The organism is Proteiniphilum sp. LBM24028, assembly GCF_056629195.1.
Genome location: NZ_CM152817.1, coordinates 139384 through 165706, shown reverse-complemented (window position 1 = coordinate 165706; position 26323 = coordinate 139384). Strand labels below are relative to the sequence as shown.

At 46.9% G+C, this 26323-nt stretch carries 17 protein-coding genes; 3 read left to right on the top strand and 14 right to left on the bottom strand.

Translation table 11 applies throughout. From position 1 onward, the window contains the following. Positions 1-39: 39 nt before the first annotated feature. From AC1HCU_RS00670 to AC1HCU_RS00625, 10 genes are all read right to left on the bottom strand, one after another. The gene (locus AC1HCU_RS00670; protein ID WP_480367821.1) at positions 40-1353 is read right to left on the bottom strand and encodes a family 43 glycosylhydrolase; all 1314 of its coding nucleotides are present in this window, start codon (positions 1351-1353) and stop codon (positions 40-42) included. A 64-nt stretch (positions 1354-1417) separates the two neighbouring features. Continuing rightward, positions 1418-3727 (bottom strand): FAD-dependent oxidoreductase, encoded by a 2310-nt coding sequence (locus AC1HCU_RS00665; RefSeq protein WP_480367818.1) that lies wholly within the window; start codon positions 3725-3727, stop codon positions 1418-1420. A gap of 3 nt (positions 3728-3730) precedes the next feature. Next, on the bottom strand, positions 3731-5422 hold the full coding sequence (locus AC1HCU_RS00660; protein ID WP_480367815.1) for a sodium:solute symporter family protein: 1692 nt from the start codon (positions 5420-5422) through the stop codon (positions 3731-3733). Positions 5423-5588: 166 nt separating this feature from the next. Further along, positions 5589-6614 (bottom strand): LacI family DNA-binding transcriptional regulator, encoded by a 1026-nt coding sequence (locus AC1HCU_RS00655; protein WP_480367813.1) that lies wholly within the window; start codon positions 6612-6614, stop codon positions 5589-5591. Beyond that, positions 6611-8737 (bottom strand): cation:proton antiporter domain-containing protein, encoded by a 2127-nt coding sequence (locus AC1HCU_RS00650; protein WP_480367810.1) that lies wholly within the window; start codon positions 8735-8737, stop codon positions 6611-6613. The genes AC1HCU_RS00655 and AC1HCU_RS00650 overlap by 4 nt, the downstream gene beginning before the upstream one ends. Positions 8738-8781: 44 nt before the next feature. Continuing rightward, positions 8782-10365, bottom strand: a complete 1584-nt coding sequence (locus AC1HCU_RS00645) for a THUMP domain-containing class I SAM-dependent RNA methyltransferase (RefSeq protein ID WP_480370965.1) — start codon at positions 10363-10365, stop codon at positions 8782-8784. A gap of 230 nt (positions 10366-10595) precedes the next feature. After that, positions 10596-12131 (bottom strand): sulfatase family protein, encoded by a 1536-nt coding sequence (locus AC1HCU_RS00640; RefSeq protein WP_480367808.1) that lies wholly within the window; start codon positions 12129-12131, stop codon positions 10596-10598. Between the two features lie 48 nt (positions 12132-12179). Next, positions 12180-13742 carry a sulfatase family protein gene (locus tag AC1HCU_RS00635; RefSeq protein ID WP_480367805.1) on the bottom strand — a complete coding sequence of 521 codons (1563 nt, stop codon included), beginning with the start codon at positions 13740-13742 and terminating at the stop codon, positions 12180-12182. Between the two features lie 8 nt (positions 13743-13750). After that, a complete protein-coding gene (locus tag AC1HCU_RS00630) occupies positions 13751-15271 on the bottom strand; it encodes a glycoside hydrolase family 10-like protein (RefSeq protein WP_480367803.1) in 1521 nt (506 codons plus the stop codon). Between the two features lie 24 nt (positions 15272-15295). After that, positions 15296-17365: a cation:proton antiporter gene (locus AC1HCU_RS00625; RefSeq protein ID WP_480367801.1), complete on the bottom strand. Its 2070-nt coding sequence runs from the start codon at positions 17363-17365 to the stop codon at positions 15296-15298. Between the two features lie 150 nt (positions 17366-17515). Between AC1HCU_RS00625 and uvrA the strand changes: the two genes are divergently transcribed. Further along, entirely contained in the window at positions 17516-20335 is a 2820-nt protein-coding gene (gene uvrA / locus AC1HCU_RS00620) for an excinuclease ABC subunit UvrA (RefSeq protein WP_480367798.1), read from the top strand. Here uvrA and AC1HCU_RS00615 read toward each other — a convergent pair. From AC1HCU_RS00615 to dgt, 4 genes are all read right to left on the bottom strand, one after another. Continuing rightward, positions 20327-20701, bottom strand: a complete 375-nt coding sequence (locus tag AC1HCU_RS00615; RefSeq protein WP_480367796.1) for a DUF2752 domain-containing protein — start codon at positions 20699-20701, stop codon at positions 20327-20329. The two genes, uvrA and AC1HCU_RS00615, sit on opposite strands and share 9 nt — an antisense overlap. A gap of 26 nt (positions 20702-20727) precedes the next feature. Then, positions 20728-21087, bottom strand: coding sequence for a CD225/dispanin family protein (locus tag AC1HCU_RS00610; RefSeq protein ID WP_480367793.1), 360 nt, complete (start codon positions 21085-21087; stop codon positions 20728-20730). 11 nt (positions 21088-21098) lie between these two features. Next, a complete protein-coding gene (locus tag AC1HCU_RS00605) occupies positions 21099-21653 on the bottom strand; it encodes a GYF domain-containing protein (RefSeq protein WP_321722033.1) in 555 nt (184 codons plus the stop codon). A 319-nt stretch (positions 21654-21972) separates the two neighbouring features. After that, a complete protein-coding gene (gene dgt, locus AC1HCU_RS00600) occupies positions 21973-23301 on the bottom strand; it encodes a dGTP triphosphohydrolase (RefSeq protein ID WP_480367789.1) in 1329 nt (442 codons plus the stop codon). A 120-nt stretch (positions 23302-23421) separates the two neighbouring features. Between dgt and AC1HCU_RS00595 the strand changes: the two genes are divergently transcribed. Together AC1HCU_RS00595 and AC1HCU_RS00590 are read left to right on the top strand one after the other, a co-directional pair. Then, positions 23422-25335: an amidophosphoribosyltransferase gene (locus AC1HCU_RS00595; RefSeq protein WP_480367786.1), complete on the top strand. Its 1914-nt coding sequence runs from the start codon at positions 23422-23424 to the stop codon at positions 25333-25335. A 9-nt stretch (positions 25336-25344) separates the two neighbouring features. After that, entirely contained in the window at positions 25345-26301 is a 957-nt protein-coding gene (locus AC1HCU_RS00590; RefSeq protein WP_480367784.1) for a PhoH family protein, read from the top strand. Positions 26302-26323: the final 22 nt, after the last annotated feature.

Genomic DNA, 26323 nt, shown 5'->3' with positions numbered 1-26323 from the left:
ATCGTTTACATGGCAACCACTATTAGCAGGTATATTTTTTCAAAATTTCTGCAATTCTTCTTCCCCTGGATATCTGTGGTTCTCATCTTTGGCAGTCACCTCTACATCCCCATTGACCATCTTGATCTCAATCGGCACCAAAGTGAGTCCTTGCCTGTTTATCGTGTAAGCTGACCCACTCAAATCTTTATTTTTCGCGTCTTCCGGTTCCAACGGCGGGTTATCGGCATTCGTAAAAGCCGTGCACCACCATCTTCCTTCCTTATCTTGAAAAGGGGTTCCATGACCTAAAAAACGACCGGCAAACTTCCGCGGGCCATAAGGTCCGGTCACGCTGTCTGCGGTGCAATAATAAAGGTTATAAGTACCTCTTCTCATATTGTCGGTACTCCATGCTGTACCAAACAATACATACTTATTTTCAAATTTGACAATGTATGCTCCTTCATGCCCTAAATACCGATCTTGGGGATTGAGTAATTTATGGAATCCATCGAAACCGGAAAAATCTTTTTTAAGTTTTCTTATTTCGGTACAGTTCGTTATCAACCAAGGGGTCTCGTCGTCATCTATAAACAACGCAGGATCGCGATGAAAACCAAAATCAAGGGCCATCGGCTCCTCGTAGGGACCTTTTAATTCACTCCCCTTTGTCAACATCAGATTGGCCATTCTCATGTTGGTGGTATGCACAATCACCCATCGTCCATTCACAAAATGAATCTCCGGAGCCCAAATCGCAGGAGTAATATCCCTTTTCTCCGCGGCAGCTATCAATTCTTGTCCAAAGACTCCATTCTTTGCTTCCCAGATAACCCCCAGATCTTCCCAGTCGACAAGATTCTTACTCCTCCACGATTGTGTTGCCGGAAGTTGATCAGGGAAATTAACCAAGCCTCTCGTGCAAGAGAGATAATAATATCCATCGGGGGCAAGCTGAATAAAAGGGTCTCTCATCTGTTCCCTTAGTACAAGTACGGCTTTATTATGGTTTTTTACCGTCTGCAGCAACTCCTTTCTCCCTTGCACTTTTCCACCACCACTTCTATTACTAAGCCACTGGGCAAACTGATCAGGATCAAGAACAGATTTTATACTTTCTTGGGTTTTAAGCCGAATCTTATTTAGTTGAAGTTCTCTTTCTTTTCGACTCAATGATTTATCAGATCGTACGGCTTGAACATTCTCCCGATGAATTTCATCTATTTCTCTTACGTCTATTCGTTGTTGTCTCGTGAGAATAATATCCTTATACGGACCAGACTTCACTGGCTGCTGAGCAGTTATGTCTAAAATATGTAAAGAATTGAACAATAGCGCAAACAAACTGATTATCAGGTATTTTCTTTTCATTTTCTCCTAATTATTATCATCCATATTCATCTGCAAATTCGCAAAAAGTCCACATTTCAAATTTCTATTCTTCCGAACGCACCTGAATACCAAATAAGGAAACAGGGATATTTTCGGTCGCGTTGCCGAATGTTAATTTCAAATAATCGGTTTCTACAACAGCAGGGAACGAGAGTTTCAGCTGGGTCTGGAAGTTCCCGTTCTGTTGCACCAGCACCTCTTTCCCGTCCGACACCGCCACCGATTCCACGCAAAAAGGCATCCTACTGTCATGATGTCCCCACTGCACCGATTCCATGGGGTGGTCGTAGTCCGTATCGGCAAACAGCGTGATCCCTTTGATCTTCTTCGGTTCTTTCCAGGTGATTGTGACTGTCGGCGTTTTATCCTCCAAATCGGCCACCCATGCATTCGGTTTTTCTACCGGCCGATACGGGGAAGTCCTCAGGTTTTCTTTCGAGAAACAGGTGATCGCCGGATTTATGTGCATGGCGATGTTCTGTCCTTGCGGTCGGCGTTCCGGGCACCAAAACTCAAAAGCCTCCACCCCGATGTCTCCCGGGGGCTCTTGTTTTCCCCAATTCGACACGGCCGGCACAATTTTGTTAAATACCGAGACCAACCCAGTTATCAATTCCTGTGATGTCTGTATGCTGGCATGCTCATTGTGCATAAAGCAGACAAAAGCATAACAATCGGCAGGTATAGTAGCAGTGAAAGGCAGCGTCACCTCATTTTCCCCTTCCCTCAGGTCAACCACTATCGTCTCCAGGGTGATATCCGGCGTATGATTGAAAGGTTTGGAACTGATCCGCAACTCAATCGTTTGCTTCACCGCTTTCGCTGCCTTCATACGCACCCCTACCTCCGGCATCTTTCCGGCGGTGACAGGAAGCATCTGGGCAGCCGACTGGTTCAGGCCTTTCCTTTCACCGTTGAAAGGAATTTCACGCAATCGCAGTTCGGAAGAAACCCGGATATCGGCCTCTTTCAGGAGCTCATCCGCATATTGGATTTCAGACTGGGGCAGATACGCTCCCGCTTTGATCAGATTTTGTTGGAGTTGCTTTATTTTATCCGGCTCCATCAGCTGGGCGGGCGTATAACCCCGGTTGACACACAATGCCGCAGCCGTGCCCACGGCCTGGCCGCCAGCCGCGGTCGTGGCCATCACCCGGCAAGAGGCAAATGCCACGTGCGAAGCGCTAATGATCCTTCCCGCCAAAAACATATTCTCTATATCGGGCGTGACATAGCAGCGGTAAGGTATCTGGTACATTCCCTTGGCGTGCCATTGGTGGCATGCCTTCTTCGATTTGCTGAACACCCCGTCCGCGGGATGCAAGTCCAACGACCATCCCCCGAACGCCACCACGTCGGGATGATTCCTTTGTTCCACCACATCTTGCTGCTGCAGCATGTAATGACCTAGGAAACGGCGGCTTTCCCGCTTCCCGGGGATATTCCCGACCCATTCCAATGTCAGGTTCTCAACCCCTTGGAATTTACCGGAATTCTTGATATAATCCCATATCCCGTAAATGACCTCCCACAAGGTATATTTTATATCTTCCGCCTCATAGATGGTGTCCAATCGCCCGCCATACTCGATCCACCAAAACTTGCACCCCAATTGCCGAGGGTTAAAATAATCGGGATTGCTGATCCGGTTCACACGTTGCACGATCTCTTCCTTGCCCATGGCAAAGTGGGGAGGCATATAAGTGACCGGTTTGCCGGCGTCTTTGGTGTAAAAGAAGATGGAGTGCCCTAATTTCTCCCCATAATCCGCTTTGTCGGGAGCAAACTTCTCGTCCAACTCCTCCCTGTCTTCGGCACCCACCCTGAAAGTGGCACCGCCCAAATAACCGATCAGCCCGTCTCCGGTGGAGTCGCAAAAATATTTTCCCCTGAAAGTATATTCCGTCTGATTCTGTGGATTAAACGCGGTAATGGAAGATATTCTTTTTTCATCTGATTTCTCCACACCAAAGATTACGGTATTCAGATAAAGTGAGATATTCTTTTCGGCCAGCACCTTATCCATGACGACCATGTCGAATAGCACCGGGTTGCCCTCTTTGTTCCGGTAGGTGTTCTCCACCAGGATCTCGTCAAGAATACCGCCTTCACGCGCCCACCGGTTGTTGTTGCCCATGTGTGAGGTCGCACCCAATATCCACAACCGCACCTCACTCGAGGCGTTCCCTCCCAGCACCGGACGGTCTTGTATCAAAGCGACTTTAATTCCCGACCGTGCGGCCGAGATGGCGGCACAGACTCCGGCCATGCCTCCGCCTGCCACCACAAAATCCACATCTACCTCCACCCTCTTGTGTGAACGTCCCTCTCCTGTATATACACTCTCAATCATACGCTATGCTTGTTCTTTTAAACTTTTCGATTTATTACTGCCGGACTTCACCAGGATGATCCCGATAAGGATAAAAAACAGTCCCGTTCCCGCCACCAATACCTTATGGGAAGGGGTCAACAATCCCAAAACCGCGATGGTAAGCCCGATAAAAGAGACCCCATATCCTATTATCCGCATACTATACTTGTTCTCGTCCCTCGTCAATTGCAACGCTTCTTCTGAAACCTGTTCCCGTTTAGCCACATTTTCATTCTCCCAAACCTCATATGTCTCAATCTTGGAAGAGACTTGTTTTTTCGCATAATACCATATTTCGAACAGGATCATGCAAAGGATGGGCAGGGAAACCCCCAACACCATCTCCTGTGTCCTGTCCAACGCAAAACCAAAAAGAGGGGTGATAAATTTAAAAATCCCGTTCACGGCCAAACTGAATAGGGTGGTTGACAACACGGAGAAGGCTGTTTGTCTTTTGGAAAACAGGGTCCAGATAACAGGAAGATAAAGCGGGACTCCCGTGAGGGCCGCCAGGCTGACCACCACATTCACCACTCCTCCCATCTTTGGTATCATCAATGCGATGAGAATACTGAGAACACCGAACAGAATCGTGGAGAAACGGGCTACTAACATGAGTGTCTTGTCGGAGCTTTGGGGGTGCAGTCTCTTGAAGATATCGTTCGTGATCACGCCCGCGGCAATATTCAACTTGGAGTTCATGGCACTCGTGGTCGCGAAAATCATCGCCCCGATCATCAATCCCAAGACTCCCCTTGGCAGCACCGCTTTGCACATCATCAAAAAGGCGCCTTCGGCTTCCAAAATAGTCAAAGAAGGATCCACCAATTGATAGAGCATGGGAGGAAGCATCCACAAAACGGGACTGACAAAATAGAGGAGAGCAAAGAAAAGTCCCACTTTCTTGGCATCCGCTCCTGTCCTCACACAGGTGAACCGCTGCACATAGGCCCAATTTCCTCCCAGAAAAATCGCGTTGTAAATACCAAAGGCAATGATAAAAAGAAGCGTGTATTCCGCGTTGAATAAATTAAAAAAGGTATCGGGCACTTTCTCCACGAAATGGACAAGGCCGTCCACCTTGTCGACAGACAACGGGATAACGATAATAATGGCGGCGACCAAAACGATAAATTGTAAAATATCGGTGGAAACGACCGCCCACAATCCTCCGGCGGAGACGTAGAGGATGCAGAAAAGACCCAAAAGGATAATACAAAGGTTCAGATCAAGTCCCGTTGACACCTCCACGATTTTTGCCACCGGGTAAAGGAACGAAGCGGTAAGGAACAGCGAGATAAACAGGAAAAGAAAAGTATAAGTCTTCTGGGTGGGAACACCGAGCCGCTTATTGATATACTCGGCAACAGTGAGGGAGCCGGTTTTATGCCATTGCGGAGCGATGAACAGGCCTACGATCACACCCGCGAGGGCCATCGTCCATTGTATCGTGATGGAAACCCATCCATAGTAATATGCCACCGATGCCCAAACAACAAACGTCCCCGCGGAAAAAAAGCCCATGAACAATGACAATCCGCTCATTTGCCAGGGAACAGCACCTCCTGCTGCGAAAAAGGAATTCATGTTTTTCCCTTTTTTCGAAAAAGCCATGCCGGAACCCAGAACACCAACGGTGAGAAGAATAATCATCAGAATGTCTAACATGCTCATAGTATCGTACCTTAAAAATGATATTACAACGATTACATGACAAAGGTATAGACTAAGCAAATGGATTATTTACTTTTCTTATAAAATCTCCGTAAACGTTTACGAAAAGATGGAAGTATAAAAAAACGAGCGAGGGTTATATCGTACGATACTGTTTGTAAGACTATTAACGGACTCTCTTGAACAAAGGGAGTGTAGAATGACGAACATTCAATTTCGCATCAAGCGTAATAGTTTCCGTGGGAGCATCATAATTATTTATTTGTTTTAACAGCAGTGTGGCGGCTTTTCGGCCGATCTCAAAAGTGGGTTGAAAAACACTGGTCAATTCCATGATCCGCCCGATCGGCGATTCAGAGAAACCGGCTACGGCAATATCTTCTGGAATTTTCATTCCTCTTTGCTTTAATTCCAACATACATCCTACCGCGATGGGATCGTTTATCGCGAATATGGCATCCGGCTTTTCCTTTAAATTCATCAGGTAGTCGATACCTGCTTTGGCCCTCTCCTGTTGCACGCCCACATACATAATCAGATTTTCGTTTACAGGAATATCATACGCAGCCAACGCATTCAGATAACCCTGCATCCGCTCTTTGGTTACCGACAGATATTCGTTGCCGGCCAAATGGGCTATCCTTCTGTAACCGCACTTGATCAAGTGTTCCGTCACCTTGAATGCCCATTTCCTGTCATCAATCACAACCTGGCTCACGTTCAACTCCGAAATAACCCGATTCACAAATACAAGAGGCATGTGTTCATTAATCAAACGCTGGTACAAATCGATATTTTTCGAGTTCTTGGCCACAGAAACGATCAGTCCTTCCACCATACTCTCTTCGAGCATCTTTACATTCTTGGATTCCAGCGAAGAAGATTCATTGGACTGGCAGATCAACACTTGATATCCCAGTTTGTTGACAATCTCTTGTATGCCGATAATAATCTCAGGAAAGAAAAACGTAATGAACTCCGGAACCACTACGCCAATCATATTGCTCCGCTTTTTCAAAAGATTCCGGGCCTGTATATTCGGTTTATATCGTAACTCTTCGGCTTTCGCTAAAACTTTTTCTTTTGTAAGAGGATGAATTTCATGGCTTCCATTCAGCGCTCTGGAAACAGTCGCCACCGAAACGCCCAACGCTTTGGCGATATCTTTTATAGTTGCATTGGAAGACGTCATATTTCGTTTTTTTGTTTTTCGTTTTCCTTTATAAATGAAAGGATGGTCTCGCCAATTCCGCCCAGGCTATGAATGGAGGTAACCAGGGAAGCATTAATCATATCACCGTGATAATTCTCACCTGAAGCCGACTGAACAGGATAAAGCAACATAAAATTTATATTCCCGAAATGTTTGTTGATATAATCGGGTATTTGCCGCATGACAGGGTCGTAAGAGATTTTTCTAAGACGGCTCATCACAATGACCAGTGCTTCATTCTTACCGATCTCCTTCGTAAGACGGAGAAACTCGCTCCAGTCGTTAAGTTCGTTGAAGTCGGCATCAACGGGATGTACCTTATGCACATATCTTAGTATGTCAAGGACCTCTTCATTTGCATAAAAGGAAAGCCTGGCTCCTGAATTACGTCCTAAATTCCATATTTTGGAAAGCCAGAGAGGAAAACCAATTTCCTTGTCGGCATCTGGCGGAATAATAACCAATCTCCTCTTTATCGTGGAGAGAGGCTGCAATGCTTTGTATACAAAAAGGCTGGACTGACATTTTTCCAGAACCCCTTCGACCAGGTTGCCCAGAAAAGACTCTGATATCTCCTGTTTTTGATGAAGTCCCATCACGATATCGGTTATGTTATATTTCTTGACTACACCGAGAATACCATTCAGGATGTTCATGTCGTATCTGCTCAGCGGTTGTATGATCGTATCGGCACCGGTTCCCAGTTTAACAGCTTCCTCCAGCAGTTTGCGCGATTCCTTCTCAATATGAGGTGTGGATTCGCTACTTTTGATGATGTTCAGGGCATACAGGTTTTCCCGGTTATTTTTTGATTTGATCACCAGGCTCAGATCGATTAGGTCCTTAAGCGTTTCCCGATTAGCTACGGGAATCAGAATCCGTTCCTCGTTTCCGGTATCATTCCCGGGATCCATTCCTTCGGCAAAAGCGACCTCCACAGCCCCCTTCTGTGCCCTGAACGAAGCAATAGTACAGGTTACAAGAATCATGACAATGGTACCGTTCAAAATACTGTCATCGAGCAATCCCACACGGTGCCCTACCATCACAGCTGCCAGGGTGGCAGCAGCCTGTGCGTTGCTCAGCCCAAAGATAAGCATCCTTTCAGCATTGGTGTAGCCGTATATTTTCTGCGTGGCAAGTGCTGCCAGGTATTTTGCCAGGATGGCCACCACAGTCATGACAACCGCCACCTTGATGGTCTCCCAGCCCGATACAAATGCACGGTAGTCAATCAGCATCCCCACACTGATCAAAAAAATTGGAATAAAAATGGCATTACCCACAAAATCGATTCTGTTCATCAGGGAAGAAACATGAGGGATAAGCCTGTTCATGGACAATCCGGCGAGGAAAGCGCCGATGATTGCTTCAATTCCAGCCAGCTCAGCAAGAAAACCTCCCAGGAATACGATGGTCATGATAAAAATAAACTGAGAAGTACTATCGTGGAATTTTTTGAAAAACCACGTCCCGATGATGGGGAAAAGAAAAATCACAATCAGGGCGAAGACAATCATTGAAAGTGTCATCTTTCCCCAGAAAGCAGGCGTCACCACACCCCCGTCCATGGCAACGATCACAGCCAAAACCAGCAGTGCAAGGGTATCGGTAATCATGGTACCGCCGATGGCAACCGTTACAGCCCTGTTTTTTCCCGCTCCCAGCTTACTGATGATGGGATATGCCACCAGGGTGTGTGAAGCAAACATACTGGCAAGCAGAATGGATGAGATCCATGTCATCCGAAGCAGATAATAACCGGTAAAGACACCTATCAGCATGGGAATGGAAAAAGTAAGCATGCCAAACATGAGACTCTTGCCGCTGTTTCTTTTGAACTCGGCCACATCTATCTCTATTCCGGCGAGGAACATGATGTAGAGCAGACCGGCGTTTCCAAGCATAATCATGTTACTGTCACGCAACATGAGCCCGAGGCCATAGGGACCAATCACAGCGCCGGCAATGATCAGCCCGATAAGTGAAGGGATCCTGATTTTATTGAATAAAATGGGGGCCAGAAGGATGATCACAAAGAGGATCAAAAACTGTACCGTGGGATTTGTAATGGGCAGTGATAAATCGAGCGCTATGAACATGTGAATGCTTTTTCAATAGTTACATCTCACCCGGGAAATCCATGTCAGCCCTCTCTTCTTGGAGGTCTGAATGGTTTATTGCTCCGGGGCTTATTATTGTCACTGTCGGGGCGCGAATAGCGGGGCTTGTTCTCCTCCCTGTATGGTCGGGAGTGATGGGAATTGTTATCATCCCGGCGATCAGGTCTGGAGAAACGGGGTTTGTCGTCGTCTCGGCGATCAGGTCTGGAGAAACGGGGTTTGCCATCGTCCCGGCGATCAGGTCTGGAGAAACGGGGTTTGCCGTCGTCCCGGCGATCAGGTCTGGAATTGTCGGATAGAAACTCCGATCGTGGAGAACCTTTACCGGAGTTTCTTTCTGAATGGCCGGAACGTGCATCGTTTCTTGTTTGCCGGTCGGGAGCTATCTCTCGTTTTGAACGGCGGTAACCCTCTTTTGAGTTTCGTTCGGCCTGTGCATCATAACGCCCCCGTGGTGCGGAATCCGCATCTCCTCTCGGATGCTCCTTCCGTTTACCGGAAAAGATCTCATATTCCCGCATTTCACATTCCAGCGCCCCGTTATAGAGGAAGAAACGCCGGGTGTGCTTCAGGCCTATGGCATCGAATGACTCCTTCCTGTAACTCAGAATATAGGCATTATACCCCGCAAAAACATGTTTTAAACGTTCTCCGATCATTGCGTAAAGTCCTTCCAGCTCATCCACCTTCAGACGTTCTCCATATGGGGGATTGGTCATCAGTATTCCCCCGCTATCGGGAGCTTCGGCATATTGTTGAAAAGGTTTCACACTCAGTTCGATATATTTTTTCAATCCGGCATTCTTGATATTCTTCTCGGCAATGCCAATTGCCTGGGGTGAGATATCGGAACCGATGATGCGATGCTTGAGCACACGCGCTCCCGAATCATCATTGTAAATAGTGCTGAACAATTCTTCGTCAAAGTCCTTCCATTTCTCAAAAGCAAAATGCTTGCGGTGAATGCCGGGAGGGATACCCATGGCAATCATGGCAGCTTCAATAAGCAAGGTGCCTGAACCGCACATGGGATCCAAAAATGAGGTCTCACCGCGCCAACCCGATTTCAGGATCATTCCTGCCGCCAGTACTTCGCTGAGCGGAGCCTCGGTCTGAGCTACCCGGTACCCGCGCTTGTGCAGCGACTCTCCTGAGCTGTCAAGTGAAAGTGTACATTTGTTGTGCGAAACATGAATGTTGAACACCACATCGGGGTTCGACAGGCTCACCGAAGGGCGTTTGTCATACCGCTCTGCAAACCAGTCAGCAATGGCATCCTTCACTTTATAAGCTACGAACTTCGAATGAGTGAAGATATGGGAATAGACTACCGCATCGATTGAGAAGGTGGTGTTCAGGGAAAGATAATCATCCCAGTTTACCTGTTTCACGGCTTCATAGACCTCATCGGCGGTCTCTGCCTTGAAGTTATATATGGGTTTGAGAATCCGCAATGCAGTACGACAATGCAGGTTGGCTTTATACATCAGTGCATTATCACCGGTAAACGATACCATACGGGTGCCGATCTCCACACTGTTTGCACCCAGGCCAATCAACTCCTCTGCCAGTACATCCTCCAGCTCAGCCATCGTTTTGGCGATCATGGAAAATTCTTCAACATGTCGGGTCGTTCCCTCTTCAGAAGTTAATCCCTGCGGGTATTCTTCCGGTTCATGCACATCACGAAAGTGTTCGTCTTCGTTCATCCTTTTTCATCTAAATCAGGTACAAAGATAACATTCGTAAAATAATTTCACCTCACAAAAAAATAAATTCCCGACCACGAGCAAAGACAATGATTGGTATAACTTAGTTTGCGACGTTTAATGGTAATCTATTTTAGTGTAATCTCTTTTACATTTGAATTGTAATACCCCTCGGTTTTATGAAAAAAATTTTCTTTTATCTCTTCCAGTTTTTCCGGGTACTGCGAAGATACATTCTTTTTCTGACCGATATCCTCTTTTAAATTATACAGCCCGAATTCAGGCATATTCCCCAGTTCGTTGCCCGTAAGATTACGTTCAGGACCGCCATAGGGCGGTATCATTACCCATTCACCCGCACGGATAGCCAGCTTCCCGTTCGCTTCAAGCACCAAGCTCTTACGTCCCACATCCGATTTACCAAGCAGGGCCGGAAGAATATTCTCACTATCGGATTCTCCTTGTAAAGGTTGCCCGACAAGTTCCGATATCGAGGCCAACAAATCCATCTGACTGACAAGCGCATCGGAGGTGGCCGGCTTAATCCTGCCCTTCCAGTAGGTGAAAAATGGCACGTGCGTACCCGCGTCAAAAAGACTGTATTTCCCTCCACGAAGGGGACCTGCCGGGGTATGGTCGCCCAGCAGTTCTACCGCCTGGTCCTTGTACCCGTCGTTCAATACCGGGCCATTGTCACTGGAGAAAATAACCAGGGTATTTTCCAACAATCCCAGCTCTTCCAATTGCCTCAGCACCTCCCCTACGCACCAGTCCGCCTCAGCAATGGCATCGCCCCGCGGCCCCATACCGGTAGCACCTGCAAAGCGCTCATTGGGTGTGCGCGGAACGTGAGGTTGATGTAATCCGAAATAAAGAAAAAAAGGATTTTCCTTATTTTTCTGGATAAAATTTTTCACTTTATCTATAAAATAATCGGCCATATCCTCGTCTACCCATCTGGCCTTTTCTCCGCCCTTCATAAACCCGATTCGGGGAATACCGTTGACGATGGAATTATTATGCCCGTGCGACCAGTGCATTTTCAATAATTCCGGATGTGTAAGTGCAGTAGGCTCGTCGTCAAAATTTTCCTCATAACTCACCTGAATGGGATCATCCTTCTCGAGTCCGACCACATTGCCATTCTCTACATACACAGTGGGAACGCGGTCGTTTGTAGCTGCAATAAGGCAAGAATAATCGAACCCTATTTCGTTGGCTCCCGGCTTCACGGTTTCATTCCAGTCAATTTCTCCGCGGCCCATTCCCAAGTGCCATTTTCCGATGGCACCGGTGGTATAACCGGCCTCCTGCATCATTTTGGGAAGCGTGTATTGTGACTCTTGAATGATAAGGGGTGCATCACCCGGTAAGATTTTGGCCTCTTTGTTTTTCCAGGGATACATGCCGGTCATTAATGCATAACGGCTCGGCGTAGACGTGGCTGAAGTGGCATAGCCGTTCATGAACTTTATCCCCTCGTTACCCAAACGGTCAATATTCGGGGTATGGATCGTTTGCGCGCCATAAGCGCTCACATCACCGTAACCCAGATCATCTGCCAGAATAACAATGATATTTGGCTTTACTTCTTTCTCTTTTGCACAACCCATTAAGCTCAACGTACCGGCTGTGCACAATGTCAATTTTGATTTTATTTCCATTTTATACAAGACCTTTTAAAATACAATGAATGTCACCAGATAAAAGACTTATTCTATCACTCCTTCTTCGTAATCACTCCTATTGACCCACCCGGTCTGATAATCTTTAATCTCCCCGTTCATAAATCTTTCATAGAAATTATGGTTCTTTTCATCCATGAACGGATATTTATCGAATATATCTCCTTCTCCGGATACACGTGGGTCCTTTTGTTCGCGCAAATTATCGAAGAGTTTCTCATTCATCTCTTTTCTCAGGTTATAAAATAAAGGGTTCGCGGCTAAATTAATCAGACATTCCGGATCCATTGCTATCCAATAGAGCTCTTCCTGAGGATTTTTTCCAAACGACATGTTCCACAAGTGTGTATCCTTTCCATCTCTGCGTAAATTAAGAATTTCCGTTTTCGTAGGTGATCCGTCCGTGTTGAGGTACCCCGTCTCCGGATTTCCGGCAGGCCAAAGATCCGGTTTAAAATTATAAATATACAAGTACCCGTCTTCTATGATAGAGCGTATTGGATAACCCTGATTCATTGGTCTGCCATAATCATGCCTTTCCTGACCCAAGAGTGTATATGACCGCTCCTTGTCAGATCTGTTCCTGAATATATCAGTCATATCCTTTCCTGCGGGTTGCATTCCATGGTTTTCCACACCTGCAACTTTAAGGAAAGTGGGAGCAAAATCAACAAAGTTGATGTACTCGTCAAAGACCCTTCCGGGACTGGTAATGCCCTGCGGCCATATCACAGCCAGTGGCAAATGATTTGAATATTCATATTGCATTCCCTTGCTTCGCGGAAAGGGCATCCCGTTATCAGAAGTTATTACAATTAAGGTATTATTGAATAATCCTCTTTCTTCAAGCTCCTTTATCATCATCCCTATTTGTCTGTCGAAATATTCCACCTCAAAGGCATAGTCTAACATATCTTTCCTAACGACCTCATTGTCTGGCCAGAAAGCGGGAACTTGATCTATATCACTCAAATCTTTACCACCTTTGGAGATTCCGGTTCCAAATTCGTACGCACGGTGCGGTTCATGACTACCAAACCAAAACATCCAGGGTGTCGATCCGGGAACATCATTTAAAAACTCTTTAAAATTGGCCGGATAGTCTATATTTGAGATATGTTTTGTAGGAGGAGTCAATCGTTTTTCCTGATAAGGGGTACCGGTTAATCTACGTTTTCCAGGATCACCCGGCGCCCAACCTTTACCCGTAAAGGCAACACGATAACCATTATCTGCCAATGTTTCTACGAATGTAGGGAATTTGCCTTCCGGCCAAAAGCCGATATGATTTGCCGCTTCCTCCAATTGCCATGAATACTGCCCGGTAAGGATGCTTGCCCTCGATGGCGCCGATTTAGCATTGGATGTATAAGCATTGGTAAACAATATACCTTCCCTGGCAACCCTGTCGAATACGGGTGTGTTAACCCATGTGCATCCGTAAGCTCCTGCATGGGGAAACGACATATCATCTGCTATAACAAAAAGAATGTTCGGACGGACCGGGTCTGAAGCCTGAACAACAGAACCATATGCGCTTAGGGTAAGCGTCCCTGCTAGCAAATTAACACTTTTAATAAATGAGTCCATAATCTTCTTTATAACTTCAACTTGATTCTTGACGGTTTACTTTCATTACCAAATGCATCGAGAGCGGTAACCACATAGATATATCTTTTGTCTCCGCCCTCATAGGGCAGCACAAAAAAATTATCAGGTGTCACCTGTATGATATTTTCCGCGCGGTTCAAATCTATCTTTTCCTTGTGATGAAATCGATATACCACAAACTTTTGTGCCGTTTCAGGCTGCAGGGGTCTTTTGTTATGTTCCCACGTAAGAAAGTGCATATCTTCGGTAAACACTTCCGTAAGTTTTTTTACAGCTCCGGGCCGGCCGTCATGCATGTGCGTGTAGGCTGGTATCAATGCCCTGGCAGGGTGGATATCGGTTTTTAGCATACCCGCCACACCTTCAAAATCATCCAGGATCTGGTAACCGTACCAGTAGCAGTTGCCATGTACAAATGTCATTTCACGGGACTGACGGATCTTGGTCTGAAGTTCATTTTTATCGATACTCCGTTTCAGATCCTGACCGATATAAAGATGTTGCTGAAAATTATTGGCGTTCCACCAGTGTAGCAAGGTAGTGTAATCAGCGGCAGCGTGGCCGATCTCCCAGTAAAGCTGCGGCAGGTTGTAATCGATCCATCCCTTTTCTACCCACAGTTTAATATCGGCATAGAGATCGTCATAATTCTGCAAGCCGTTTGTATCACTTCCTTCGGGATCGTTTCTTCTGTTTCTGTAAATACCGAATGGACTGATACCAAATCGCGTGGAGGGCCTGGTGCCGGCAATTGTATACTTTATCTGCTGTATAAGCAGGTTCACGTTGTTGCGTCGCCAGTCGCCCCGCTGCGACGGAGAAAAACCCTGTGAGGCAGCATACATGCTGAAACTTTTGTCGTCGGGAAATGGAGTACCTGCAATGGGATACGGGTAAAAGTAATCGTCCATATGGATGGCATCCACCTCATAGCGTGAAACAATATCCCGTACCACCTCACAGATAAAGCTCCTGTTTTCGGGTAGACCCGGATCGAAAAAGAGCTGATTTCCATATTGCACGAAGCGCTCGGGATAACGCTCATAGATATGTCCCCCGGCTAGCCGGTTGCTGATATTTGTTTTCACGCGGTATGGATTCAGCCAGGCATGCAGTTCCATTCCACGCCGGTGACATTCCTCGATCATAAAGGCAAGCGGATCGAACGAAGGATCATCGGGAGCCTTACCCTGCACTCCCGTAAGGAAACGGCTCCATGGCTCCAGTTCCGACTTGTAGAAAGCGTCAGCCTCGGGACGTACCTGAAAGATGACCGCATTAATGCCTGCCTCATCCAGCTTCCGCACCATCTCTGAAAAATAATGCTTCATGGCCGCACTGTTCATATGTTGGTAGCGCGACTGGCCGACGGTCTGTATCCACGCTCCACGAAACTCACGCTTGGGCATGGCAACGGACTGCCTTGTAAGTATTGTTTTAGGGGTACCACACGCCGCAAAAAGAAGAATCACAAAAATGAAAAATAAAGGTCTGAAAGCTTTTATCATAATGGGATATAGAATGGAATTTTTTCAGGGAATAAAAATATAATCATCTGTTCCGAGCAATTGTTCGGCAAGAGGCTGTTTTGGATAAACAACAATGCGGCTGTAATGCGGAAAACGATTCTCCAGACGACTGGGAAGATTTTCCAATATGGGTATATGAGAAATATAACCACTATGGGCAGAGATGAGGATGATCAAATCATCCTTCCTGATCTGATCACCACAGGAGAGAGGATTATCCCAATCCTGGAACGGCTGAAAAGTAAAGTTTCCTGATTTTTTCTGACCTGAAATGACCTGCTGCGTATCGGAATGGCCCAGATGCAATACCGGGACAGAAAGCTCCGATGAAAGCTTGGACACCTTGCTTACCCACATGTCAAAGCCATCCTCTTTTTCGGCCAGGGGTGGTGAAATGACCACAATTCGCTTGTGAGTAATCAGCCTCTGCTCCACATGACAAACCCACAGGTTTTTATCCATATACTTTATAATCTGTTCGATTTTCTCTCCCAGTAGTTTGTCCCACAGACCGGCTTTACCTGGCCAGCCAATGATTACCAGATCGGTCATCGTCTCACGGGCTATCCTTATGATGCCGTCAGCGGGGTTATGATCTATGGTTGTGATGATATCCACATTTACTTCGGCTGCTTTTGCGGTAGAAACAAATTCCTGAAGTTTCTTCCTGAAACTGACGATATTCTTTTCTGCCTCCTTATTATTGGGCACCACCCCAAGTAATGAAATGGGATTGACTGACTTCTTGTCCTTCAATAACAAAGCCAGATGGACATGATAACCAATATTGGTCGGATTGGCAATGGGCACTAGTAGTTTTTCCTCCGCAAAATGCCCTATTGAGGAAGGTGACAGCGGTTCATTCTCTTCACTGATAGCGATTTTGCGTGCCGACCGCTGGGTGAAGACAGAAGCCACAATGCAGGTGATCAGGATAAGGATGATGGTTCCATTGAGAATATATTCATCCAGAATTCCGGCCCTATAACCGACCAGGATAATTGCCAGGGTAGCTGCAGCATGCGAACTGCTCAGCCCGAAAATAAGCGTTCTTTCGGTTGTGGAGTAACGGAATGTTTTCTGGGTTGCCAGTGCCGCCAGCCATTTTCCGACTAACGCCACAACGGTGAGAGTCAGGGCCACGATCAGAGTACGGGGACCGTTAAGTACGACAGAAATATCCACCAGCATGCCGACCGATATCAGGAAAATAGGAATGAACAGGGCATTACCAAAAAACTCAATCCGGTTCATCAACGCTGAGGAGTGCGGTATCAGCTTGTTCAAAGCCAGACCGGCCGTGAAGGCCCCTATAATGGGTTCGATTCCTCCCAACTCAACCAGGAAGCCGGCAGAGAAAACGACAAATAAGACAAAAATAAAATTGGAATATTTTTCTGATTCGGCTTTTTGAAAAAACCATTTCGCTATGTGCGGTGTAATGATAAAAATGATAAGTGAGAAGATAATCAGCGATACCACAAGCTTCAGGAAAAAACCAAAGTTAAGCCCGCCATTACTGTTTGATAGCACGAGTGCCAGTATGATAAGCACAGCCGTATCAGTAAGGATGGTGCCACCCACCGTGATTGCTACCGACTGATTTCTGGCAATTCCCAAACGGCTGACAATGGGATAAGCGACAAGCGTGTGTGTAGAAAACATGCTTGCCGTGAGAAAACTGGCGTTTACATCATAGCCCAGCAGATAATGACATACCGGGTAGCCTATCAGTAAGGGGATGATAAAAGTAAAGAATCCAAACGTAAGGCTTTTGTTGCGATGCTGGACAAACTCCCCCAAATCGAGTTCCAGTCCAACAATAAACATGATATAGAGTAACCCGATGGTTGAAAACATTTCCACACCACCATGCGTATTATCAATCCAATTCAGACCATAGGGACCAATAATTACTCCTGCCACTATCAATCCGATGATACTGGGAACGTTAAACCGTTTCAGAAAAATAGGTGCCAGGAGCACGACCAGCAAGAGAATGGCGAATATCAATACCGGATTGGTAAACGGTAGTGTAAACTCATGTTGTATTTCTGTAATATAATCTGACATTGGATAACTTTATTGATCCCCGAACAGAGTTCTCGCACGAAGGAAGCTGCTGTCAACGACAAAAATAAACAATTAATTTGACTTATTTGACAACTGTTTCTTTTTTGGCGCTGCGAAAGTAATTATCTTTGCGGGTTATATATTCGAGATATGAGCAATCAAAAGAAGATCGAAATAAAAGGTGCACGCGTCAATAATCTTAAGAATATCGACGTGGACATCCCCCGAAATACCTTCACCGTAATTACAGGCCTCTCCGGTTCCGGGAAATCATCACTGGCCTTTGATACGCTCTATGCAGAGGGCCAGCGCCGCTATGTAGAGAGCCTGTCGGCCTATGCACGCCAGTTTCTCGGACGGATGCACAAACCGGAATGCGACTATATACGGGGTATACCGCCCGCCATTGCCATAGAGCAGAAAACAACCTCCCGCAATCCACGCTCCACGGTGGGCACCTCCACCGAGATTTACGAATACCTGCGTCTCCTGTATGCCCGTATCGGCAAGACCCTCTCTCCCATCTCCGGTAATGAGGTAAAAAGACACTATGTACACGATGTGGTGGGAAAAATGCAGGAATATCGCGAAGGAACACGAATGGCTGTACTCTCTTCCATTCAGTTAAGAAACAACCGTGACTTGCGTGAACAGCTTGAGATCCTGCTAAAGGAGGGCTTCACCCGTGTGGATGTGGGTGAACAGTTTTACCGTATCGATGAGCTGCTAACACAAAAAAGCCTGCCTCGCGTAGAGGAGGTGCTGCTGGTCATCGACCGCCTCTCATGCTCCTCAGATAAGGCGACCGTGAACCGGATGTCGGACTCGGTAGAAACAGCTTTCCTGGAAGGGGATGGCGAGTGTATTGTCCGTTTCTGGGGTGAAGAGGGTATGGAAACATTCCTTTTTTCCAACCGGTTTGAGGCAGACGGCATCACTTTCGAGGAACCTTCAGAGATGATGTTTAACTTCAATAGCCCCGCAGGAGCCTGCCCGAAGTGCGAAGGGTTCGGGAAAGTCGTCGGCATTGACGAGAATCTGGTAATCCCCGACAAAAGCCTCTCCTTGCAGGAGGAATGTGTACAGTGCTGGAAAGGTGAGAAGATGAGCGAGTGGAGGCGGGAGTTTGTGCAGAACGCCTACAAAGCCGATTTTCCGATACACCGGGCCTATTACGACCTGACCGATCAGGAAAGGGATATTCTCTGGAACGGACGGCACGATTTGGGAATATACGGAATTAATGATTTCTTCGGGATGCTCGAAAGGAATCTCTATAAGATACAGTACCGGGTGATGCTGGCTCGTTATCGTGGTAAGACAGAATGTCCCGTATGCCGGGGTGCACGACTCAAGCCCGAAGCTCTCTATGTGAAGGTCGGGGGAAAATCGGTTTCCGACCTCGTGCTGATGCCCGTGACCGAACTGAAACAGTTTTTCAACGATCTCCGGCTCAGCGAGACCGATGCGGCTGTTGCGGAACGGTTGCTCACTGAGATCAACAACCGCCTGCAGTTTCTCACCGACGTGGGACTGGGTTACCTCACACTAAACCGCCTGTCAAATACTCTTTCGGGCGGTGAAAGCCAGCGCATCAACCTTGCCTCCTCTCTCGGCAGCAGCCTGGTGGGCTCACTTTATATTCTCGATGAACCCAGCATCGGACTTCATTCGAGAGATACCGATCTGCTCATCGCCGTGTTGCGGGAATTGCAAAGCCTCGGAAACACGGTAGTGGTGGTGGAACATGATGAAGAAATCATCCGTGCGGCAGATTACATCATTGATATTGGACCCAGAGCTGGGCGATTGGGTGGAGAACTGATGTATCAGGGAAAAGTGGCGGAACTGGAAATGAACAGCCACAGCTACACCGTAAAATACCTTACCGGTGAGGAGCAGATAGAAGTACCCGCCAGCCGGCGCAAGTGGAATAACTACATTGAAGTGAAAGGTGCCCGCCAAAATAACCTCAAGAACATCAACGTGAAGTTTCCCCTGCACGTGATGACGGTGGTCACCGGGGTCAGCGGTTCGGGAAAATCATCACTCGTGAATGATGTGTTCTTCAATGCGCTGCAACATCATTATAAGGGAACGGCCCTGGAGCGTGCCGAATTTAACAGTATCGGGGGTGACATCAAACTGATGAAAGGAGTGGAGTATGTGGATCAGAATCCCATTGGCAGGTCGTCCCGCTCCAACCCCGTAACCTATCTGAAGGCATTCGACGAAATCAGAAAGCTTTTTGCGGCGCAACCGCTGGCAAAACAGATGGATTTTACCCCGGCCTACTTCTCCTTCAACGTGGAAGGAGGACGATGTGAGGAGTGCAAGGGGGAAGGAACCATCACCGTGGAGATGCAGTTTATGGCCGACATCCAGCTGGAATGTGAATCTTGCCATGGCAAACGGTTTTCACCGGAAGTACTCGAGATTGAATACAGGGGAGTTACCATTTATGACATTCTGGAAATGACGGTAGACCAGGCGATTGAATTCTTTCATACACAAAAGGGAACTACAGAGAAGAAAATTGTCAAAAGAATCCAGCCTTTGCAGGATGTAGGACTGGGTTACATCAAACTGGGGCAGGCCTCCTCCACCCTGTCAGGTGGAGAGAACCAACGCGTGAAGCTGGCCTTCTATCTTGGTGAAGAAAAATCCCAACCCACCATTTTCATATTCGACGAACCGACCACGGGATTGCATTTTCACGATATCAAGACCTTGCTCAAAGCATTTGATGCCCTGATAGAGAGAGGGCACACGGTCATCATCATTGAGCATAACCTGGAAGTGATCAAATGCGCCGATCATATTATCGACATCGGTCCGGAAGGCGGTAAGGCTGGCGGCTTTGTGGTATGTGAAGGTACTCCCGAACAGGTTGCCCAATGTGAACAGTCTCACACCGGCCTTTTTCTGAAAGAGAAATTACAGCGGGAGAGAGGCTCCGATTCACAATAGATTTCTGAGTATCCAATAAGCAATAATTACAACCAGTAAGACAACCGCAGACCATCTTCCGTAAAAGATTCTTTCGAGCCCCGGATGCCGTAGTCTACCCCCGAGATATTGGAGATAAATACCAAGAAATATATAAGGAATTGCCAGGACCATAAAGGCATTTTGCTTGAGCGCAGATCCTATGTTGGCATGCAACAGGCTGTGTACTGCCCTTTGTGAACCACAACCGGGACACTGGTATCCGGTCGCCATCAAAAAAGGACATTTGGGAAACAGGGGTTGTGTCTCCGGATCGAAACGATAAAACAGAAAAAGTGCCGCCACGAGCAAAAAACCCACCACGACACCCGATAAAGTCTTTATCATTCTGTTCACGGTCAGCGCGACAAATATCAGAAATTATACCCGCTGGCCGAGTTTTCAATAATCTTTTCCATATACCCGGACATGTTGCCCGTACTGAGAAGGCCGATCCAGCCGATGAGGGCCACAATACCCAGGATGAAAGCCACGAGAACCCACGTCCTCGCCGAGCGGGCTGCAGCTTCCGCATCCTGGTACCTGCCATTGAAATACAACACATCTACTTTCGCAGCATATACGATACCTGCAATACCGAGCGGAACACAACAAAACAAAGTCACAACGATAGATTGCCACAGCCAGTTATTCGGTTTTAATGGCGGGATTTCCTCCATTCGTTCAGCTTTTTGCTCCGGTACTGGCGGAGGAGTAAAATATTGATCTTCCATATTTTTAACGATTATGTTGCAATTAACTCTTCCAGATTCGCCAGGGAACCCACAAAGACAATGAAAAGGACGATGGCAATCACGATGAGTAGTACCCAGCCGATGGCAATCCACATAGCTATTCTGGTCCATTTTGCCGCAGTACGGGACGATTCGGCCGCAGCAGTGTAGTCGCCCCTGTTGTAAAACGATTCAACCTGAGCGGCGTAGACAATCCCGATGATTCCAAGCAAGCTCAGAAAACTGCTACAAAAGACAAAAGGAAGGATGGTTACCAGAATAGACTCCACCAGCCATGTTTTTGGCATGGGCCGGGAAGTATCTGCAACGTAGGGCGCGGCATATTGCGGATAAGGACCGGGCTGACCGGGATAATCCGTCCGGTAGGTACCGGAACCGCCGGAGAACAGAAACCGCAGCTCCTCCACTTCATCGACCCGTTTCCATTGATCCATGCCCTGGGTCCAGACCAGTGTATCCCTTTTCACATGTTCTTGTATGAGTTCCTCGGGGGAGAAAGTTCCCTTTTGCTTTCCTTCCGTGTCAATATAAAAATAGCGATTCATAGAATGTGATTTAATAGTTTTACAAATGTACATAAAAGTTTATGGTTTGTTGAAAATATTTATGGTTAATTTCTACAGGAGTCCAACCTCTCATTTCTATCCTGAAACGGGCGGATTAACAGGCATTAAACTTATCCGACAGTGCAGGATATATCAAAATTGGCAGAATGTCTCTCGACACTCTGCCAAACATGTTAACCTTAAATCTAATACTATTATGAAAAAACCACGAGACAAATATAAAAAAGAAATTAAATCTCACCAAATAATTTCAATAAAAAAACAAAAAAGATTTATTTTAATCAAATTGTAAGCAAGCTCAGACAACCGGCAAACCCATTCCCGTTATTTTGCGGTACAGATCGAGTGCATAAACATCGGTCATTCCCGAAACATAATCGATCACTGATTGAATTCTGCCATACATGCCGGCTGAATCGGTTTCATATTGTTCGGGAATCCTGTTCAGCAGCAATCCTGAATAGGCATGTTCCGGATTCTGTATCGCTTTGGTAAAGACTTCCAGCAGAAAACCTATAATCCGGTAGCCTGCCAGTTCCACATCCAACACATCCCTGGAACGGTAAATATGTTGCCGGGCAAACAAGCTACAGGCATGATAGGCATTCAAGGATAGCGGTGATATGCGGTCAATGAGCGACCCGGAAAAGGATCCTGAAAGAATAGACTCCTCGTTTGCAAGAAATACCTTTGAACATTCATCCACCAGCAAGCCAATCACGCCGGAACGCAAATAAGCAATCTGTTCATTCACATCGGTGACCCTGGTCAATGTTTGCTCACGACGCTGACGGGCTTCAGGATCAAAAAATCCCAGTAGCAGTTCAACCGCTTTTTCGGTAGTGACCAAGTGCAGCTTATGGGCGTCCTCAATGTCCATTACCTGATAACAAATATCATCAGCAGCCTCCACAAGGTAAACCAGAGGATAACGTACATACTTCAGCGGATTGTCCTGTAGCCGGATTATGCCCAGGTCATCGGCAATACTCCGGTAATCGGTCTCTTCCGAAGCGAAAAAACCAAATTTATTTTTGCCACCGCTCAATACCGATGAATAGGGATATTTCACGATGGAGGCCAGCGTGGAGTAGGTCATGGCAAATCCGCCTTTCCGTCTTCCACGAAACTGGTGCATAAGCAGCCGGATGGCATTGGCATTTCCTTCGAATGAGGTAAAATCGGACCATCGTCCTCCCTCTTCCTCAACGGCATTCTGAAGATACATCCCCGTTCCCTCTGAGAAAAATGTGGAGATGGCCTTTTCACCCGAATGGCCAAAAGGGGGATTGCCCAGGTCGTGGGCGAGGCAGGCCGCCGAAACAATCGCACCGATCTCTTCAAAATGGGCCTCCGAACCGGCATGCCTCAGGCGCAGCGTACGTCCCACATTTTCGCCGAGTGAACGTCCCACACTGGAGACCTCCAAGCTGTGAGTCAATCTATTATGCACAAATATACTCCCCGGAAGCGGAAAAACCTGCGTCTTATTCTGCAGACGCCGGAAAGGGGATGAGAAGATCAGCCTGTCGTAATCGCGCTGATACTCCGTTCGATCGTGTTTCGTGGCATGGACATAATGCTCCATACCAAATCGTTTTGCTGACAACAACTGTACCCAATTCATTCTAATTCTCCTTCATGAAACAAAGATAACACATTTTTTAAGAGAAGATATCGGTATAAAAACAAACGAATCTCCACAAATAAATGTAAATTTGTGCCTTAATTACAGAAAGGTTCATCAATGACGGACATCATAAAGCATGAATGCGGTATCGCTGTGATCCGCCTTCTCAAACCCCTCGACTATTATTACAAGAAATACGGGACCTGGCAGTATGGGCTGGATAAGCTTTATCTGCTTATGGAAAAACAACACAACCGCGGCCAGGAGGGTGCCGGACTGGGTGCTGTAAAGCTGGAAGCGTCTCCCGGCAACGAATTTATTTTCAGGGAGAGGGCACTGGGATCAGGAGCCATATCGGAAATATTCTCCAAGGTACACACGTCGTTTCAGGAATTCACGCCGAAACAATTGCAGGACATTGAGTTCGTGAAAAAATCCGTGCCTTACGCTGCGGAGCTTTTTATCGGTCACCTGCGTTACAGCACCACCGGGAAGAGCGGACTGACCTATGTACATCCGCTTTTACGCCGCAACAATTGGGCTTCACGGAGTCTTGCCCTGGCAGGTAACTTCAACATGACCAATGTGGATGAGATGTTTCAGCAGCTCATTGAAGAGGGCCAGCATCCGCGTGACTATGCCGACACCTTTGTGATGCTGGAGTCTATCGGACATTATCTCGACAGGGAGGTACAGTACCAGTACGATCATCTGGAAAAAAATCACATGAACGGTCAAGAGGTGAGTCACCTCATTGAAGAGAAGCTCGACATTCCTTTTCTGCTGGGGAGAGCATCCAAAATATGGGACGGCGGCTATGCACTTTGCGGCCTTGTGGGCTGCGGGGATGCTTTTGCACTGCGCGACCCATGGGGTATCCGCAGCGCTTTTTATTATTACGACGATGAAGTGGCCGTGGTGGCTTCAGAGCGCCCCGTTATCCAGACAGCCTTCAACCTGAAGAAGGAGGATATTCACGAACTACAGCCGGGCGAAGCTGTAGTAGTCAAGAAGAACGGCACAATCTCACTTCATCAGATTCAGGAGAAAAAAGAAAAAATAACACCCTGTTCTTTTGAGCGGATCTACTTCTCGCGGGGATCCGACTACGACATATATCGGGAACGAAAGAGACTGGGGGAATTACTGGTGCCCAAAATCATTGAGTCCATCGGTGACGACCTCGAGAATACGGTGTTTTCTTTTATTCCCAACACCGCTGAGGTCGCCTACTTCGGAATGCAGCAGGGACTTGAAGATTATTTCAACCACAAAAAGGCATCCACGATACTTGAGAAGGGTAAGACACTGAGCAAGGAAGAGATCGATGAAATCCTCTCCAAACGCGTTCGCTCGGAGAAGGTGGCCATCAAAGATATCAAACTGCGCACATTTATTGCACAGGGCAATACCCGCAACGACCTTGCCGCACACGTCTATGATGTAACATACGGGTCCCTGCGAAGAGGGAAAGACAACCTGGTCATCATCGACGATAGTATTGTGCGCGGCACGACACTCAGGCAGAGCATCATCAAGATACTCGACCGTCTCGATCCGAAAAAGATTGTCATCGTCTCCTCCTCGCCACAAATACGTTATCCCGACTGTTATGGCATCGACATGTCGCGCATGAGTGAGTTCATAGCATTCCGTGCCGCCATTGCCCTCCTGAAGGAGCGGGGTATGCAGCACATCATTGACGAGACATATGAAAAGTCGGTTGCACAAAGCCGGAAGAAGAAGGAGGAGATTGTCAATTACGTAAAAGAGATCTATGCTCCCTTTACCTATGAAGAGATTTCGGACAAGATTGCACAAATGCTCACCTCGGCTGATATCAAGGCAGAGGTAAAGATTGTCTTTCAAAGTATCGAAGACCTACACAAGGCATGTCCCAACAACAAGGGTGACTGGTACTTTTCAGGCGATTACCCCACCCCTGGCGGGAACAGACTGGTGAACAACGCCTTCATCAATTACGTTGAAGGACAGGAAGGACTTCCTCATCAATATACGCTGAATTTCTAACCAGAGAAGATGATTGAACAGGTAATCATATTGGAGAGTGTGGATCCGGTGGTTTTCTTCGGAATCAACAACAGCAACATCCAGTTGCTGAAAACATTATACCCCAAACTGCGCATCGTGGCAAGGGGTAATGTAATAAAGGTGATTGGTGAAGAGGAGGAGCTGGCCGCATTCGAAGAAAAAATACACGAACTGGAAAAATTCAGTATCGAGATGAATGTGCTCAAGGAAGGGGATATCCTCGATATTGTGAAGGGAAAGACACCCGCTGTGATCAATGTGGATAACCTGATCATTCACGGATTAAACGGGAAGCCCATCCTTGCACGCACGGCAAACCAAAAAAAACTGACGGAAGCATTCGATGGAAATGACATGGTCTTTGCCATCGGGCCTGCCGGATCTGGAAAAACCTATACAGCCATTGCCCTTGCCGTGCGCGCCTTGAAGACGAAACAGGTACGAAAGATCATACTCAGCCGTCCTGCCGTGGAAGCCGGTGAAAAGTTGGGATTCCTGCCGGGCGACATGAAGGAAAAGATCGATCCCTATTTGCAACCCCTCTATGATGCTTTGGAAGATATGATCCCCCCGTTGAAGCTGAAGGAATACATTGAGAACAAAATCATTCAGATTGCACCGCTGGCCTTCATGCGCGGGCGAACACTCAACGACGCTGTAATCATTCTCGATGAAGCACAGAACACCACCAAGCCCCAGATTAAGATGTTTCTCACAAGGCTGGGTATAAACGGGAAAATGATTATTACAGGAGACATTACGCAGATTGATTTACCCAATTCTCAACCTTCGGGACTGGTTCATGCCATGAAGGTGCTGCATCATATAAAAGGTATTGCCACAGTAGAATTCAATAAGAAAGACATTGTACGCCATAAACTCGTGCAACGGATTGTGGAGGCGTATGAAGGAGAGAAACAAATCAGCGGATCGGTAGATATGTAGATTGGCAGAAGTACGGATCCGG